Raw genomic sequence first — 16,820 nt, 5'->3', positions numbered from 1 at the left:
TCGGCTGACGCTCCGAACCGCCTTCCCGACAGCTATAGAATGATCAAGATGTAAGGAACGACGATGCCAACAAATGTAGCGTATCCCAAGGCCAGCATGGAGGTGTCCAGTGGCAGCATTTCACGATGGCTGGTTGCAGATGGCGAAGAGGTGTCCGAGGGGCAGATCATATTCGAAGTCGAGAATGACAAAGCCGTGATCGAAATAGAGGCAAGCGCAAATGGCATTATTCGAGAACTCGTTCCCGAGGGCGTAGAGGTCGAAGTGGGTGACAAGGTCGCCGCGATCTTCGCCGAAGACGACGTATCCGCGTCGGCAAAAACTCCCGAGATGGCCGTGTCCACGGGTACCGCCGCTCAGGAACCCGCGCCCCCAAAACCCGTCGTTGAAAAGCCTGCACTGTCCCGGCCACGCCGTGGGCCGAACCCAACTCCGCTGGCCCGCAGGCTTGCCTCGATCGAGGGGCTGGTCCTGGACGGCGTTCAGGGGACCGGGCCACGCGGTCGGGTGCAAAAGGTTGATGTGTTGTCAATGATTGCCAAACAAACGGCACCAGCGATCAGGCCAAGCCCCCCGGCCCAGAGCATCGTGGAGCAGGCGAAACCCACCACCCCTGCGGCTGAGTTGCACGCAAGATGGCTGCACCGTGGCGACGGCTGTCCCGTTGTCCTTCTGCACGGCTTCTCTGGGGATCTGGGAAATTGGCGCGGTTTCCTGGCCGGTACCCGGCAACGCTGGCCCGTTCTCGCCCTGGATTTACCCGGCCACGGAAAATCGCCCCTCGTGTCCCCACCCACGCTGGATGCAATTGCCGCAATGGTTGAAGAAACGCTCTATGCCAATGGCGTCGATGATTGTGTTCTGGCCGGGCACTCCTTTGGCGCGGCAGTGGCGGCCCGGATGGCCGCACGCAGACAAGTTGGTGTTCGCGGTTTGTGCCTTTTTGCCCCTGCAGGCCTGACACCCACGGTCAATTCCAGTTTCACGCAAGGCATTCTGCAGGCGCGCAGCGCATCAAGCCTCCGGCCCTGGCTTGAAACCCTGGTTCATGATGCATCGAAGATCTCGGAGACTTTCGTGCGGGTTACCGAAGAACAGCGCCAGAATCAGGCGCTTACGCAGTCGATGCAAGCGATCGGTGAGACGTTCTTTGCGGATGGTACTCAATGCTTCTCGATCCGTCAGGATCTTGCGGATGTCAGGCACCCTATACGCGTTGTCTTTGGCCGGCAGGATGAGGTGCTGCCCTTTTCATCGACCATAGCGCTCCCGGGCCATGCGGCGCTGCACGCGTTGGACCGATGCGGACATATGCCCCATCTCGAACACCCAGATCTGTCGTTCCGCATTCTCGACGAGCTTTGGCATTCGGTACGGTAAGAATTGCAAAACCCAACGGGACGGTTGGGCAAACTTCGACTTCCACAATTTTAAGTCTTGCACTGCCCGCCGTCCCCGCAAAGCGATGTTACGGTCGCGCCAAAAACTCGCAAAACTTCGGCTCAAGACATTGTCCTTGCCGGTCCGACAAAGTCGCGCTTGAGCAACTGAATCTCAATACAGGAACAGCTAAAGTTGTCGATGGAGGATGGTATTGCGGTTGCGACGTCGGACAACCCAACGGCAAACGCCCTGTCCTTCGGGGTACGAAGCGGGGTGCTGGCCTGTCAACGGGACACGCTGAGCCGCGAACAAAACGAGATGATGGCACGCGCTTTACGATTGTTACTGTAAAAGCCGAACAGGTCAGTATGGTAATTTACAAATTATGAATTATACTCCAATTGGGTAGATTGCCTTTGCCATTCTGAACGCGTGCTGAAAATTGCTCTCGTTTATGTCGGGCATCGGCCCCAATCACGACAAGCAGTTCGGACATTCAATGCAAAAAACCAATTTGGATCAATCTTCAGTATTTGGCGTTCCAGAGCAAGATGCTGCTGCGCCGTTCGGTAGGGTTTCCAAGGGCAGTCTTTCCCTGCGAACATATCGGGTTATTCGTGACGGGCTGGCTGCGGGTTCCTTCGAACCCGAGCAAAGGCTGATCCTTCAGGAAATAGCGGACCAGATCGGAACGTCGATCACCCCCGTCCGCGAAGCCTGTCTCCGCCTCGTAAGTGAGGGCGCGTTGGAATACCGGTCCGGTCGATTTGCGCAAGTGCCCGCGTTTACCAAGGAAAGATACCTCTCCGTAAGGCTGGTCCGGATGCCACTCGAAGGGTTGGCCGCGAAGCTGGCAGCGGAAAGGGCCACAGTGGATGAGTTGCAAAGGATCAAGGAAATACAGGAAGCCTATCGGTCTCTGCATCTCCCGGAAGACCGTCTTTTGGCGCGTCAGAAGAACATTGAATTTCATTTCATGGTCTACCGTGCGTCGCGTGAGGACGTTCTCGTTTCACATATCGAACGGCTGTGGGTCATGATGGGGCCAATGCTTGGTCGCTATTTCCAGGACGCGATCCAGTCGTATCGGGGGGATGACGCGCATGACAACGTCATTGACGCCATCGCCGATCGAAATGGGAAGAATGCCGAAAAAGCCATAGTTTCCGACCTCATGCGCGGTGGGGACGAGCTTCTGCGGTTGCTGGATGCTCAGGAATCCACACATTGAACCTGTAAGCAAGGGCTTCAGCGGGACTGCGCGGGATGTCTTTTGTTTTGCTCATAGGTATTTTATAAGATGTAATATATGAGTTGATATGTGGATCTCCGCCAGAGAGTCGATTCGGTAGGTGAAGAAAGGTTCGCGCATGAAGCAGGGCATCATTGTTAGCGTCAGGCGAGGCATCGCTTTGCGAATATCTTCCATTATTGAAGGGGTTCTGTGATGATGTTGCCGGCAGCACGATTGTCTGCGCCTGAAAGCCCCGAAGCTACGGGTGTCGCTTATGACGGTCGGGAGTTTGTGGCCCTGAACCGCGCGACCGTTTCGATGCTGGACCGGGGATTTGTCCGATCCGACGCGACCTATGACGTTGTCCATGTCTGGAATGGCAGCTTCTTTCGCCTCGACGACTATGTCACCCGCTTCTTCGTGTCGATGGGGGCACTCGGGATGGGCATCGACGAGAGCCCGGAGCAGGTCAAGGATGTCTTGCACCAATGCGTCGTCCGGAGCGGGCTGCGCAATGCCTATGTCCAGATGACCTGCACCCGCGGCGTTCCGCCAAAGGGCTCGCGCAATCCCAGGGAGTGCAAGAACCTGTTCACCTCATTTGCGCAGCCCTTTGTCTGGATCGCGACGCCTGAGCAACAGGAAACCGGTGTTCACATGATCGTGGCGTCAAACGAACGGATTTCGTCCAAAGCCATCGACCTCCGGATCAAGAACTTTCACTGGCTGGACCTCACCACCGGCATTTTTGAGGCCTATGAACGCGGGGCGTCAATTGCGGTGCATCCGGGACCCGACGGGAAGCTCACGGAAGGGGCCGGTTTCAACCTGTTCGTGGCAAAGGGCAACACGCTGGCGACACCCGACACCAATGTCTTTGAGGGCATGACCCGCCGGACCGTGCTTGAAGCGGTGGGCCGATTGCAGTTGAAAACGGAAGTGCGCCCGATTGATCCCCAGGAGTTGTCCGCCGCTGACGAAGTGTTCGTGACCAGCACAGCGGGTGGCATCATACCCGTGACGCAGATCGACGGGCAAGATGTAGGCTCGGGTTCGCCCGGGCAGCTGACCCGCGCAGTGAGGGATCTCTACTGGTCTCTGCACGAGGCACCGGACTTCGCCACAGCGGTCAATTATTCTTCTGATCCGGAAAACTGAAAATGCCAAGAACGCAGAAACTTGAGCCCATGGCCGAATGGCAGGACATCTTTGTCACCGAGGCCGATTGGGCAAAGCTCGGAAGAGATGAAGCAGTGAAGATGCACAACCATCTGCATCTGGTCCGCGCCTTTGAGGAAATGGTGCTGGAGATGGATGGACAGGGCCTGATCCACGGGCCTGCGCACAGCTCGATCGGCCAAGAGGGCGGCGCCATCGGGTCGATCGCCCCCCTGAAGCCGGGGGATCAGGTCACCGGCTCGCATCGTGGTCACCATCAGTTCATTGCCAAAGCCCTGACATATCTGGATCACAGCCACGCCGACCCCCTTACAACCCAATTGTCCGGTGACATCCTGACATTGCTACAGAAATCACTGGCAGAGATCATGGGGCTCGCGCAGGGCTATTGCAAAGGCCGTGGCGGGTCGATGCATCTGCGATGGGCCGAAGCCGGGGCGCTTGGCACCAACGCCATCGTTGGTGGCGGTGTGCCCTTTGCAACCGGGGCGGCGTGGTCCAAGAAACGCTCGGGAACCGATGAGGCGGTGTTTTCCTACTTCGGTGAAGGGGCCGCCCATATCGGGTCTGTGCCCGAAGCGATGAATCTGGCGGCCCTCTGGGACCTGCCGGTGTGCTTTTTCATAGAAAACAACGGCTTCGCGGTGTCGACAAGTGTCGAGGAAGAGACCCGCGAAACCCGGGTGTCCTCGCGCGGGTTGGCGTTTGGCATCCCGTCGTTCCGGGTGGACGGAATGGACCCGGTCGCGGTGCGGGCCACAACCGAGCGGGCGCTCGAAATCATGCGCTCGGGCAAGGGGCCAGCGGTGATCGAAGCCGTGCTTTACCGGTTCTTCCATCACGGCGGTGGCATGTCCGCCAGCGCCTTCGGCTACCGCAATAAGGAAGACGAGATAAAATGGCGCGAACGCGATCCGCTGATCGTGATGCTGGACGGCCTGAAACAGCAGGGCTGGCTGGATGACGATGGCGACGCGGCACTGGCGGCCAGAGCGCGTGTAGCCATGCAGCAGGCGGCATCCGCTTTGACCATAGATGATGGCAACAAGCGGACCATAATCGACAGCCACTGGCCTGACCCGGCGCAGCGCGATGCGGGCCTGCGCGGGCAATTGTCCGAACTCAACGGCAAGCGGTTCGAAGAGCAGGAGACCTTCTCTGGCGCCCAGACCGAGATGAGATACGTCGAGGCAGCAGCAGAGGTGATGAACCGGCGCATGGCGGATGATGCGCGTATTTTCTGCATGGGAGAAGACATTCACCGTCTGAAAGGCGGCACCAATGGGGTCACCAAGGGTCTGGCCGAGAAATACCCCGACCGGATCATTCCCACGCCTATCGCAGAGGCCGGGTTCAGTGGATTGGCGGGGGGCGTTGCCATGTCTGGCACCTATCGCCCGGTGGTGGAGCTGATGTATCCCGACTTTTCTCTGGTAGCTGCGGATCAGCTGTTCAACCAGATTGGCAAGGCCCGGCTCATGTTTGGTGGCGATGCGGCAATGCCCCTGGTGTTTCGCACCAAGATCGCTATCGGCGCTGGCTATGGGTCGCAGCATTCGATGGACCCGGCGGGGCTGTTTGCGCAATGGCCCGGCTGGCGCATTGTCGCGCCTTCGACCGCGTTTGACTATGTCGGGCTGATGAATGCGGCGTTGACGTGCGAGGATCCGGTTCTGGTGATCGAACATGTCGATCTCTACACGCGCAAGATGCAGGGCCCGGAAACGGATTACGACTACTTTATTCCTTTGGGTAAGGCGAAAGTCGTGAAGGAGGGTATCGCGCTGACCATCCTGACCTATTCGGCCATGGTCACGCAATCGTGCCAGGCGGCGGCGTCACTGGGGCTGGACGCCGAAATCATCGACCTGCGCTCGCTCGACCGGGCGGGCCTGGACTGGGAGACAATCGGCGACAGCATCAAGAAAACCAACAATGTTGTGGTGGTCGAACAAGGCCCTCTGACGGTCTCTTATGGTGCGATGCTGACGGACGAGATCCAGCGCCGCTATTTTGATTATCTCGACCAGCCGGTGCAGCGTGTGCATGGCGGGGAAAGTTCGCCGTCGGTGTCGAAAGTGCTGGAACGCGCGGCCTTTGCCATGGCACCCGAGATTGAGGCGCAACTGCGTCAGATGATGATCGATACCGGCCGGGGCGACCTGATTGTGATGTGAGGAGATCAATGTGGAAAAAAAAGGAATGCCCGGGCTGCGGGGGGTCGAGCATATCGGCTTTACCGTGCCCGATCTGGAGGAAGCGACACGCTTCTTTGTTGATGTTCTGGGGTGCGAGCAATTCTACGATATCGGTCCGTTCCAGGTCGAAGGTGACTGGATGGCGCGCCAGCTGAATGTTCATCACCAAACAGAGATGAAGAAGCTTCGGTTCTTCCGCTGCGGCCATGGGTCGAATTTTGAAGTGTTCGAATATGACGCCCCTGATCAACGCGCCGATCTGCTGAAGAACAGCGATATCGGCGGGCATCACCTGGCGTTTTATACCGACGATTTCGACGATGCGGTAGCTTGGCTGCGGTCGCATGGGGTCGAGATCCTGGGCGACCCGGTGTCGCGCAATACGGGACCCTCTGCTGGACAGAGCTGGGTCTACTTCCTTGCGCCATGGGGCATGCAACTGGAACTGGTCAGCTATCCGGAAGGCAAAGGCTATGAGCAATTCACTGACCGCCGCCTATGGAATCCGACCGCGCCCTCAGAGTAAGCAAAGCAGCATATCTGTTGAATTCACCATGCCCGCGCTTTTGCCAACTATAGAAGACGCCAGCCGAAGTGTTCCGGGAAAAGATGATGGCTGAGATGGACCATCGCCCCTACCCTGATCGCCAATAGGAGCCGAAGATCAGATATCGATCGCACGTAAAAAGATATCTGGTCGGTTAAAGTCACACCGGCAGGCGCAGAGAATTCTTTCTTCGCCCGACCCTTTCAACCTGATCTCCCACCAACACACGTTCCACCACAAAAAGACAACAACTTGGCAAAACCCTTGAGTAGTATTCAGCGCTCAGCCGCGACGGTGGACGCGGCCTTGCTGCCGGAGCCGGGCGGGGCGTGCTGTGCCAGAAACGCCTTCAGCCGATCATTATGGGTTTTTACCGCCAAACACGCCACTTCCGAGAACTGCGCCCAGGGCCATTGATCGGCGGTCACGAGCGGCGACAACCGGTCGAAGAGAGGGTTATCGGCCTCTGCCGGGCCCGCTTTGTGCAGGGCCACGCGATAATCGCCCGGCGCATCGGCCTCGTTATACATACGCAGCGACGCGAGGTTCAAATCCGCATCCATCAGAACCGCCGCCCCGCCGATCAGCGGCTGCGGCGCAGGGCTGTCCACCACCCAGCCTCCGCTGTTAACCGCAGTAAAGCGTGGCGTTGGAAAGTCGCTGATCTCCATCACCTTCTCGAAAGGCTTGTGGGTATGGCCAAAGACGACTGCAATGTCGTTTGGTACCGGCCTGTCGCTATAACCTGCCCGAATCTGTCCCTGCACCGGGACTTGCATAAACCGGCGCAGGCCGGCGCCTCCGTCGTTGAGCAGATGTTGCGGCGCGCCCCGCTCAAAGGCCTTGCCCACCACATCACTCACCAGCTCTCCAGCCCCGACACCCAGCGATTTGCCAACCGGCCCGGCCTTGGCTTCAAGCAGGCGACGCACCGCCGCCCCGGCCAGCGCCCCAAGTTCCGCAGGGCTGTTGCCGAGGTTGTAGACCACCTCTTCATCGGGGCCGATGCGGCCCGACCGCCCCACCACCGACCAGACGAAGTCGATCCAGGCGAAATTCTGCGCCTCCCATTGTTCCATCGTAACGGGGGGCTTGGTGTCCGGGAACAGACTGTCGGCAAAGCTGCTGGCCAGCAGATAGACATCCTCGATGAAATGCCCATGGGTATAGATCACCAGTTTGTCGTCGGTAGCAAAGGCGAGGTTGGGATAAACCGTCTCGACCGAGAAATCGGACAGCCAGGGCAGTCGCCGTCCGATCGCTTCGAGTAGAAAGTTGGGCAGCGGATCGGGATTCAGAAGCGGAGTGGTATGGGGCACCGGTGGTGCGCGATCCCGCCAGTCCGAGGTTGCGAGCTGGTCGGCAAAGCGGCGTTCGCGGCAGGTCTGCCACAGGTTGTGATCATGATTGCCCGGCAGATAGATCATCCGCGTCGAGAACAGCCGCCCGTCGGGGTCCTCAGGCATCGCAAGCTCCAGAAATTGCTGGAAAGCCATCGCCGAGACCGTCTTGGTGCTGAAGGCCAGGTCCAGAATATCTCCGTTCAGGATCAGGGTGGGCAAGGCGGCATCGTGGTTGGAATTGATCAGATGGCGCAGACAGCCGACCAGTTGCACCAGCAGATCGCTGGGATGGTTCGAGTCCACCGCACCATCGGTCGAGGTCAGGCGCGTCAAGATGCTGTTGTCAGCGCCAAAATGCATATCGGACAGACAGATATAGCGGATATCGCTCATGATCTTCCTCCCTGCTGTGGCACGGTCCTTGCCGGCCTTGCCCAGGACAAGGCCGGCATCGGACGCCCCACTCTCACTTGACGTAAGGGAGCTCATGCGGTCAAGCTGAAAGAATTAAGTATGAATTTACGTAATGCGCCCGAGTTCGGGATATTTCAGGGGGGCGGGATATGGTTCATTCCGGCAACAACCTCTCCGACCGGCACAACGTGGTCGGTGAGCGCCGACAGCTTGTGGTCGTCTTCATAGATCTGGCCGGATCGACCGACCTGAGCAGCCGGATCGACACCGAGGATTACGCCGCGCTGATCCTCGCTTATCAGGAAGCCGGGCGGCGCACCTTCTCTGACTATGGCGGGCGGATTGCGCAATATCTGGGCGATGGCCTGCTGCTGTATTTCGGCTATCCGCAGGCGCGCGAAAACGATGCCGAACGGGCAGTTCGGGCTGCGCTCGACATGCTGGACGCAATGCAGCAGCCCGGGGCCGCCCGCGATGGCAACCGCCTGTTGGCCCGGATCGGGGTGCATGTTGGTGAGGTGGTCGTGGGCGAAAGCCAACAGGGTGGGCGTGATGTGCTCTTTGGCGAAGCGGTCAATATCGCTGCCCGGATCGAGGCACAGGCGCGCCCCGGCACAGTGCTTGTCAGCGAGCCGGTGATGTCCCTGCTCAGGCAGAAATTCGTCGCGCAGGATCTCGGACCCATTGCCCTGAAAGGCGTCGCCCGACCTCTGCAGCTACACCGGATTCTGCGTCCCGCCACGCCCGGCATCCGGTCCGGCGACCTCGCCGGGTCCGCGCCGCTTCTGGGCCGGGCGGCACCTCTGGGTCAGCTGCGGGATCTCTGGCAGCAGGCAACCGCGAAAGGACCGGTCGCGGCCACGGTCAAGGGCGATCCGGGCATCGGCAAGACCAGCCTGCTGCGCGCCTTCCGGGCCGAGTTGGCCGATACGCCTCATATCTGGCTCGAGGTGCAGTGTGAGGCGTTGTCGACGGGTGCGCCGCTTGCCCCGTTCATCGCGCTGATCCGGCAGAGCCTGGGCATCACCCAGGGCATGGGTGAGGAAGAGGCGCTTGCGCGTCTCAGGCAAGGCGTCCTGCAACAGGAAGACGCCCCCGAAGAGGCTGTAGTGATCATCGCGCGACTGCTCGGGATCGATACTGCTGCCACGGTCACGCTGGAGGGCGAAAGCCCCGAAACCCTGCGCCACGAGACTCTGTTGGCACTGGGTCACTGGATTGCCCGCCTCGCGGCAGACCGGCCCGTGGCACTGATCTGCGAAGATTTGCACTGGAGCGACGCCACCAGTCTCGAATTGCTCGAGCTGCTGTTGGACTGGCCGCAGCCGCTCGCCTTGTTCTGCCTGGTGGCGCAGCGCCCGGACGGCAGTGCCGAGCTGCCCGCGAAACAGACCAAAGTGATCGAGTTGGCAGCGTTGACCCCCGACGAGGCACGGCAACTGGCGCAGCAGACCGCCGCCCCTGCCGAGTTACAGGACCCGGTGCTCGAGGACATTCTGACGCGCGCAGGCGGTAACCCGCTTTATGTCGAGGAACTATCCCGGTTCGCCGGCGAAAAGCGGACCAGGCAGCGTCCGGACGTTGGCATCCCCCCAACCCTGAACAGCCTGATCATGGAGCGGCTGGACGTTCTGTCGCCGGGTTCGAAGAAGACAGCGCAGGTCGCCGCCGTATTGGGCGAGGATCTCGACATGTCCGTTCTGTCCATGGTGGCGCGCCGCAACGAGGCCGAGATAGCGGATACGGTGGGCGATCTGTTGCAGGCCGATATTCTGCGCCCGCGCCCCGGCACCAATGACGGCTACATGTTCCGACACGCACTTACGCAGGAGGCGGTCTATGCCACGCTGCTGCGGGCAGAACGCAGTGAACTCCACGCTCGCGCCGCCGCCTGCCTGCAGGAAGACGCCGCCGGGGGCGCAAGTGTCCAGCCCGACATGGTCGCGCATCACCTGCAAGCGTCCCGGCAATTCATTGATGCGGCCATCTGGTACCGTGATGCGGGGCTGCGCGCCGTCAAACAGGCTGCTGTCGAGGACGCTACGGTGCTCTATCGCCGCGCCTTGGCAGCGTTGGAAGAAACCGAAAGCGGACGGCAGCGCGACGAGATCGAACTGTCCGTCCAGATTCTGCTGGAAAATGCCATCATGGGGGTGCGGGGCTTTGCCTCGCCCGAAATCAAGCCGGTCCTTGACCGCGCACTGGAACTGGCCGAACGTCTTGGGGATCACGACGAAACCTCTTCGGTGCTCAACGGGCTTGCGGCGCATCATCTGGACAAGGGCGACAGCGCCAAGGGCATAGAATTCGCCAACCGCATTCTGGACATGCCGCGCTCGGGGACGGACCGGATCGGCAGGTTGCGCGCGCATACCTCACTGGCCTTTCTGCGCTTTAATCTGGGTGAAGGCGCGGCTGCCGTCGAGCACGCCGAAGAGGTGATCCGCCTCTACCGCCCGGAAGACTACGCCAAAGTCACCTATGGGATCGGCACCGATCAGGGGGTTCTGGCCTATGGCGTCGGCGCAATGGCCCATTGGTGGTGCGGCGCACCCGATACCGCGCTGCGCCGCGCCGAAGCAGGACTGGCGCTGGCCGAAAGTTTAAATTCTGCGCTCAGCCTCGCAGCCGCGCGGGCCTTCCTGATTATGGTGCTGCATTTCCGGGGCGAAACGCAGCGGGCCTATGCCCTGGCCACCGAGACCTACGAGACCTGCACGCAGCTCGGCATTCCGCTCTGGGGCGGGCTGGGCCAGTTGTTGCGGGCGGGGCAACCCGTTGATCCGCCGCAACAGCGTTGCCGCGAGGTCGATGCGGCGCTGGCCATGCTCGCCAAAACCGGCAGCCAGTCGGGTTCGGGCCTTGGCTTTGCTATCATGGCCGGGACACGGCTGGCCAATGACGACGCGAATACGGCGCTGGTCATCCTCGATACCGGGTTGAAAATGGCCGGCCTGCTGAACCAGCCGGTCTGGAACCCCGAAATGATGCGGGTCAGGGCGCAGGCGCTGGCCGCGCTGGACCGGTGTGAAGAGGCCGAAACGCAACTGTGCGCGGCGCTCGACGAGGCCGACAACTACGGTGCCGTCTCACTCGCATTGCGCTGTGCACTGTCGCTGGCCGAACTGCTCGTGGACACGGGCCGCGACGCCGAAGTGACGCAGCTTGTCGCCCATTGGGTCAGCCGGATCGAACCCGGTGCCGCGACCGCCGATCTGCGCCGCGCTGCGGCCCTCATTTCAGACCAGTCCAAGGGACGCAATTTTCACAAGGGGACCCCTTCATGACAGACCATATCGTTTTCTGCTCGGGGCCGATGTTCAGCGTCGGCGATCTCTGGGAGCAATACAATATCGCGGCCGTGCTCGAGGCCGGGGGGTTCGGCACCTATCTCGCCCCGCGCGACGGCGTTGAGATCGCCAAGATGATGGGACTGTTGCAGGATCCCGAGGTCTGGTCGCAGCAGGGACAGGAGATGTTGTACATCATTCTGAAGGTCGGCTACGCGCAGGATATTTATCAGCTGCTCGGGCGCTGTTCGAGCCTTGTCTTTAATATGGATGGCCGGGTGCCCGATGGCGGCAGCATCGTTGAGGTAACCACCGCTTATGCGGCGGGATTGCCGCTTGTGATCTACAAGACCACGCCCGTGACCCTGTTTGGCGGCGTCGACAACCCGATGCTTCAGGGGCTTTCGACCACTTGGGAATATGCGCATAACACAGCGACGATCGTTCCCGCCCTGCTCAAGCGGATCGAAGCGCAGTCGCATAACAGCTACACTTATACACCGCCCCCGAATGTGAGCCTGGTGATGGAGGTCGGTGCGATGACTGCAGATGCAGGGTCGGAACTCCGTCGCTACCTGAGCGGTATTTCCAACGCCCCCAATGCCAAGGCGGCGCTCGAAGCGGGGCAAAAACTGATCGAATGGTCAAAGACCAACAAGGCCTATCAGGCTGCGTTCGGAGCCTCCGCCGTCATGTGACCGGACCCGATGTCGCGCCCTCACCACCGCATTCATGATGTCCCAATCGCGTGCTCTGAAGTGATAGGACTGAACCGCTGGGCTACGCCTGGGCCGAGAACATTCGCGCGTCTGCTGGATCAATTGACAAATATATCGCAGAGGCCTGATCCGACAGTTCGGCCATCTCAACTGCCGAGACAATGGTCTTTACCCTCTCCCCATTACCGATGGACAAAACCAGTTTCGAATTCGCACCTGAATAGATCGTTTCAACATGGTGGGCGGCGACCCTTCCAACCCCTTCGGTTTGATGCAACCGAATGCGTTCCGGTCGCACGGACACGGCGACGCGGGCTCCGATGACGACCTCGTCGATGCGCGACGCAGCCATCAAGGCTCCATTGTTCAGCCGCACTTTGGCGACGCCACCCTCTTGCCCCTCAAACGTCCCGGACAGCATGTTTGTCTCACCGACAAACGACGCAACAAATTTGTTTCCGGGTCGCTCGTATAGTTCCGCCGGGTAATCAACCTGTTGAATACGCCCCTGATCGAACACCGCAACTCTGTCTGACATTGTCAGCGCTTCGTCTTGATCATGGGTGACAAACACCACCGTGATCCCGATCTGTTCGTGAATGTGCCTTATCTCAAGCTGCATCTCCTCGCGCAGCTTCTTGTCGAGCGCGCCAAGAGGTTCGTCCATGAGAACCAGCGCCGGGTCGAACACCAGCGATCTGGCAACGGCGACACGCTGCTGCTGGCCCCCCGAAAGTTGGTTGGGATAGCGGCCGCCAAACCCGCTCAGGCGCACCATGTCGAGCATTTTCCGCGACCGGTCGATCACCTCCGTTTTCGGGGCCCCGCGAACACGCAACGGGTAAGCGATGTTTTCCTGAACCGTCAGATGCGGGAAGAGCGCATAGTTCTGAAACACCAACCCGATATTCCTGTGATAGGCCGGCACGGAATTCAGAAGGCGCCCGTCAAGGTGGATGGTGCCTTTTGTCGGCGGTTCAAACCCCGCCAGAAGCATCAGCGCCGTGGTCTTGCCCGACCCCGAAGGCCCCAGCAGCGACACAAACTCACCCTTGAAGATGTCGAGGTTGAGATCCTTGATCACCAGCGTTTTGCCGTCGTAAGACTTCTGCACGTTCTCGAAGCGAACAAACGCGTCTTGAGGTTTCGCCATCTTCCGCTGTTCCCGATCTATGGTTTGAATTTCCTGCGCCTGCGCGCGACGGCAAGACCAGCAATCCCGAGGGCACCAAAGGTGACCAGAACCATCAATGTGGCAACCGCGGCAATCGTGGGGTCAAGATTGTCGCGCACGCCGCTGAACATCTGACGCGGAAGGGTGATCTGCTGGGATCCCGCGACAAACAGGGCGACGATCACCTCGTCAAACGAGGTCACAAAGGCAAACACCGCGCCGGAAACGACGCCCGGCAGGATCTGCGGCAACGTCACGGTCCGAAAGGCGTATATCGGGCGCGCGCCAAGGCTGGAGGCGGCCTTTATCTGGTTCTGGTCGAACCCTTTCAGCGTGGCGGTGACGGTGATCACAACAAAGGGCGCACCAAGTATTGTATGTGCCAGGATCATGCCGGCAAAAGAGTTTGTCAGACCCAGACGGCTGTAAAAGAAGTAAGACGAAATGGCCGTTATGATCACCGGAACGATCATTGGTGTCGTCAGAAAGGCGGTGATCAAAATGGGCCACGGGCAGCTGCGCCGATTGAGCCCGATCGCCGCCAAGGTGCCCAGCACGGTTGCCAGACAGGTGGACCCAACCGCCACGATCAGGCTGTTCTTCAGGGCTCTGGTCCAGGCCGGAGAGTCCATGAGCTCGCGGTACCAGCGCAGGCTCCAATCCGGCATCGGATAGCTCAGCAGGCTATCCGAAGTGAACGACAGGGGGATGATTGCGACGATAGGAAGGACAAGAAAAACGATGACAAGCCCGGAAAACACCCAGGCAGCGGCAACAAAGACCCTCTCGCGGCCCGAAAGCGAATGATCAAACATCATCCCCTCCAAGGCGCAGGCGCTTGTCTCTTATGATGTACTGATAGAGGCTGTAGAGGACCAACGTGACCACCAACAGGTTCAGGGCCAGTGCAGCGGCAAGTCCCCAGTTGATCGTGTTGTTTGTATAGAAGGCGATGAAATAGCTCAACATCTGATCCTTGGGACCGCCAACCAGGGCCGGCGTGATGTAATAGCCGATGGACAGGACAAAGACCAAGATGGCGCCGGCGCTGAGACCGGGAAAGGTCTGCGGAACATAGATCGAAAAGAACGCGCGTACCGGTCGCGCGCCCAGACTTTTGGCAGCGCGCATCAGATCTTTTGGAATGCCGACCATGACGCTGTAGAGCGGAAAGATCAGGAAGGGCAACAGGATGTGGGTTAGCGCGACATAGACGCCGAACCTGTTGAAAACCAGTTGCAGCGGCGCGTCGATCAACCCCAGCGTTTGAAGCGCGTTGTTCACCGGCCCCTCCTTCTGAAGGACAATCACCCAAGCGGCCGTCCGAACCAAAAGCGATGTCCAGAAAGAGAACAGAACGCCCAGCAACAGGATGTTGCGCCACTTTTTACTCGCATTCGCCATCGTCCATGCCACCGGGTATCCCAGCAGGACGCAGATCATCGTGACCGAGAAACTGATCCAGAGCGTGCGCAGGATGACATTCACAAAGATGGCCTGATTTTCAGGACTTTTCTCGAAGCCTCCGGTCTCGCCACGCTTCATGTCCAGCGTCGCCAGCAGATAGAAATCAGTGAATTTGGGGACGGCGCGCCGGATGGCATTCTGATAGTCGGGTTCTCCCCATCGGTCGTCGAGGTCAAGGAACCAGGATTGGTAGCTGGTGATGTCCTCGGGGGCCGATCTCGATGCTCTGACAGCCCGTTTCACCATCGTGATGAACCCTGATTGATCCTGGTTCAACCGTCGCGCGACACGACCGCTGGTTCTGGCCTCGTCGCTGCTGCGTATGTCCAAAAACAGCGTTTCATAAAACCGCTCGTTGAAACTCCCGCTGCTTTGCAGGTGCTCGGTGGAGTTGGGGAAGAAGCTGGCATATTCGGGGCTGTGAACGGCCCTGAACAAAAGGCCGGTGATCGGTGTGGCAAAGAACACGATCGTGAACAGAAGCAACGGCAACAGCAGCAAAAGAGAACCGGTCTTTTGCCGTCGCTCCGCAGCGGCAAAGTCTCGACGAAGACCAGAGATGTTCCCGGAACGTAGCTCCGGTTCGGTACTGTACGTCGAACTTTGCATGTGACTTCTTTTGATCGAACGGCGCGAAACTGTGGTCACTCTACCGTGTTTCGCGCCAAAAGTTTATTGCGACGCCCAATTGTTGAACCGCTGGTTCAACTGCTCGACGTTTTCGATCCAAAACAGCGTGTCGATCGGTAATGCATTTTGCAGGTTGTCCGGGTTGGTCGGCAGTTGACTCTGGACGGCTTCATCTGTCGCCGGGATCGCATCGACATGGGTTGGCCCATAAGGGATCTTGTTTGACAGGTTGGCCTGGTTTTCCGGTTCCGTCGCCAGCTTGATAAAATCATATGCCGCATCGACATTTGGTGAGCCGTTGACAATTGCCCATCCGTCAAGCGCATAAAGCTGCCCGTCCCAAACCGAGGCAAAATTCCTGCCCTCTTCCACTGCCGAGGCAATGCGCCCATTATACGCAGCCGTCACAACCACATCACCCGAAGCCAGCCATTGCGGCGGTTGCGCGCCGGACTCAAACCACTGAATATGATCCTTGATTTCGTCCAGCTTGGCGAAAGCCCGGTCAACGCCCTCTTCGGTGGCCAGAACCTGATAGACCTCATCGGCGGGAACGCCATCCGCCATCAGCGCCGCCTCAAGCGTTAGCTTGGCCGTTTTGCGCAGCGAACGTTTGCCGGGCCATTGTTCCACATTCCAGAAATCCGCCCAGTTCTGCGGTCCGTCCGACCCGAGCCGATCCTCATCATAAGCAATGATGACAGACCAAACGATGGTCCCCACCCCGCAATCGCCCATCACGGCATCGGGTATGACACTGTCCTGCCCGCCAATCCGGCTCCAGTCGATGGGTTCAAGCAAGCCCTCATCGCAGGCGTTTTCCAATTCCGGCGCTTCCATCTGGACGACATCCCAGGTCACATCGCCCACTTCGACCATGGCTTTGATCTTCGCCAGTTCACCATTGTAGGGTTCATCAATCAGGGTCTGCCCCGTTAATTCCTGATAGGGCTGGAAAAAGGCGTCGCGCTGCGCGTCCTGATACGCCCCGCCCCAGCTGATTACGGTCAAGTCCCGTGCGCCTGATGCCGTGGCAGACAAGGCCATCGCAACGGTCGCCGCAGCAATCACAGTGGGCACTTTCAGATGTGTCATTGGTTGTTCTCCCCATTTTGGGTCGGCCAGAGCCGCCAAGTGTTTTGTTTTTGTTCGATTTTAATAATAACTTATAAATTACATTTTGCAAAAGCAAATCTTTCACGTTCTTTGTGGGTGAAATTTGGCCCATCTGCGGGAATCAGT

At 59.3% G+C, this 16,820-nt stretch carries 12 protein-coding genes; 7 read left to right on the top strand and 5 right to left on the bottom strand.

The annotated features are described in order from the left end of the window. The first annotated feature begins 63 nt into the window (after nt 1-63). From M3P21_RS11625 to M3P21_RS11605, 5 genes are all read left to right on the top strand, one after another. Nucleotides 64-1,380 carry an acetoin dehydrogenase dihydrolipoyllysine-residue acetyltransferase subunit gene (locus tag M3P21_RS11625; protein WP_249710161.1) on the top strand — a complete coding sequence of 439 codons (1,317 nt, stop codon included), beginning with the start codon at nt 64-66 and terminating at the stop codon, nt 1,378-1,380. Between the two features lie 457 nt (nt 1,381-1,837). Next, nucleotides 1,838-2,614 carry a GntR family transcriptional regulator gene (locus M3P21_RS11620; protein WP_249710160.1) on the top strand — a complete coding sequence of 259 codons (777 nt, stop codon included), beginning with the start codon at nt 1,838-1,840 and terminating at the stop codon, nt 2,612-2,614. Between the two features lie 216 nt (nt 2,615-2,830). After that, nucleotides 2,831-3,775: an aminotransferase class IV gene (locus tag M3P21_RS11615; protein ID WP_249710159.1), complete on the top strand. Its 945-nt coding sequence runs from the start codon at nt 2,831-2,833 to the stop codon at nt 3,773-3,775. A 2-nt stretch (nt 3,776-3,777) separates the two neighbouring features. Further along, a complete protein-coding gene (locus tag M3P21_RS11610; RefSeq protein ID WP_249710158.1) occupies nt 3,778-5,973 on the top strand; it encodes an alpha-ketoacid dehydrogenase subunit alpha/beta in 2,196 nt (731 codons plus the stop codon). Nucleotides 5,974-5,983: 10 nt separating this feature from the next. Then, complete coding sequence (locus M3P21_RS11605) at nt 5,984-6,520, top strand: VOC family protein (RefSeq protein ID WP_249710157.1); 537 nt, start codon at nt 5,984-5,986, stop codon at nt 6,518-6,520. 296 nt (nt 6,521-6,816) lie between these two features. On the opposite strand, the gene M3P21_RS11600 is transcribed toward M3P21_RS11605, so the two are convergent. Next, on the bottom strand, nt 6,817-8,277 hold the full coding sequence (locus M3P21_RS11600) for a metallophosphoesterase family protein (protein ID WP_249710156.1): 1,461 nt from the start codon (nt 8,275-8,277) through the stop codon (nt 6,817-6,819). A gap of 170 nt (nt 8,278-8,447) precedes the next feature. On the opposite strand from M3P21_RS11600, the gene M3P21_RS11595 reads away from it, so the two are divergent. Together M3P21_RS11595 and M3P21_RS11590 are read left to right on the top strand one after the other, a co-directional pair. Beyond that, on the top strand, nt 8,448-11,585 hold the full coding sequence (locus M3P21_RS11595) for an ATP-binding protein (RefSeq protein WP_249710154.1): 3,138 nt from the start codon (nt 8,448-8,450) through the stop codon (nt 11,583-11,585). Further along, the gene (locus M3P21_RS11590; protein ID WP_249710153.1) at nt 11,582-12,286 is read left to right on the top strand and encodes a TIR domain-containing protein; all 705 of its coding nucleotides are present in this window, start codon (nt 11,582-11,584) and stop codon (nt 12,284-12,286) included. The genes M3P21_RS11595 and M3P21_RS11590 overlap by 4 nt, the downstream gene beginning before the upstream one ends. A gap of 82 nt (nt 12,287-12,368) precedes the next feature. Here M3P21_RS11590 and M3P21_RS11585 read toward each other — a convergent pair whose 3' ends face one another. From M3P21_RS11585 to M3P21_RS11570, 4 genes are all read right to left on the bottom strand, one after another. After that, entirely contained in the window at nt 12,369-13,460 is a 1,092-nt protein-coding gene (locus tag M3P21_RS11585) for an ABC transporter ATP-binding protein (RefSeq protein ID WP_249710152.1), read from the bottom strand. 17 nt (nt 13,461-13,477) lie between these two features. Beyond that, on the bottom strand, nt 13,478-14,296 hold the full coding sequence (locus tag M3P21_RS11580; protein ID WP_249710151.1) for an ABC transporter permease: 819 nt from the start codon (nt 14,294-14,296) through the stop codon (nt 13,478-13,480). Continuing rightward, entirely contained in the window at nt 14,289-15,434 is a 1,146-nt protein-coding gene (locus tag M3P21_RS11575) for an ABC transporter permease (RefSeq protein ID WP_249710150.1), read from the bottom strand. The genes M3P21_RS11580 and M3P21_RS11575 overlap by 8 nt, the downstream gene beginning before the upstream one ends. A gap of 186 nt (nt 15,435-15,620) precedes the next feature. Further along, entirely contained in the window at nt 15,621-16,673 is a 1,053-nt protein-coding gene (locus tag M3P21_RS11570) for an ABC transporter substrate-binding protein (protein WP_249710149.1), read from the bottom strand. Between the last annotated feature and the right edge of the window lie 147 nt (nt 16,674-16,820).

This window comes from Ruegeria spongiae (assembly GCF_023502395.1).
Lineage (GTDB): Bacteria > Pseudomonadota > Alphaproteobacteria > Rhodobacterales > Rhodobacteraceae > Ruegeria_C > Ruegeria_C spongiae.
Note: the sequence above shows the minus strand (reverse complement) of the source record. Positions and strands in the feature narration are given on the sequence as shown.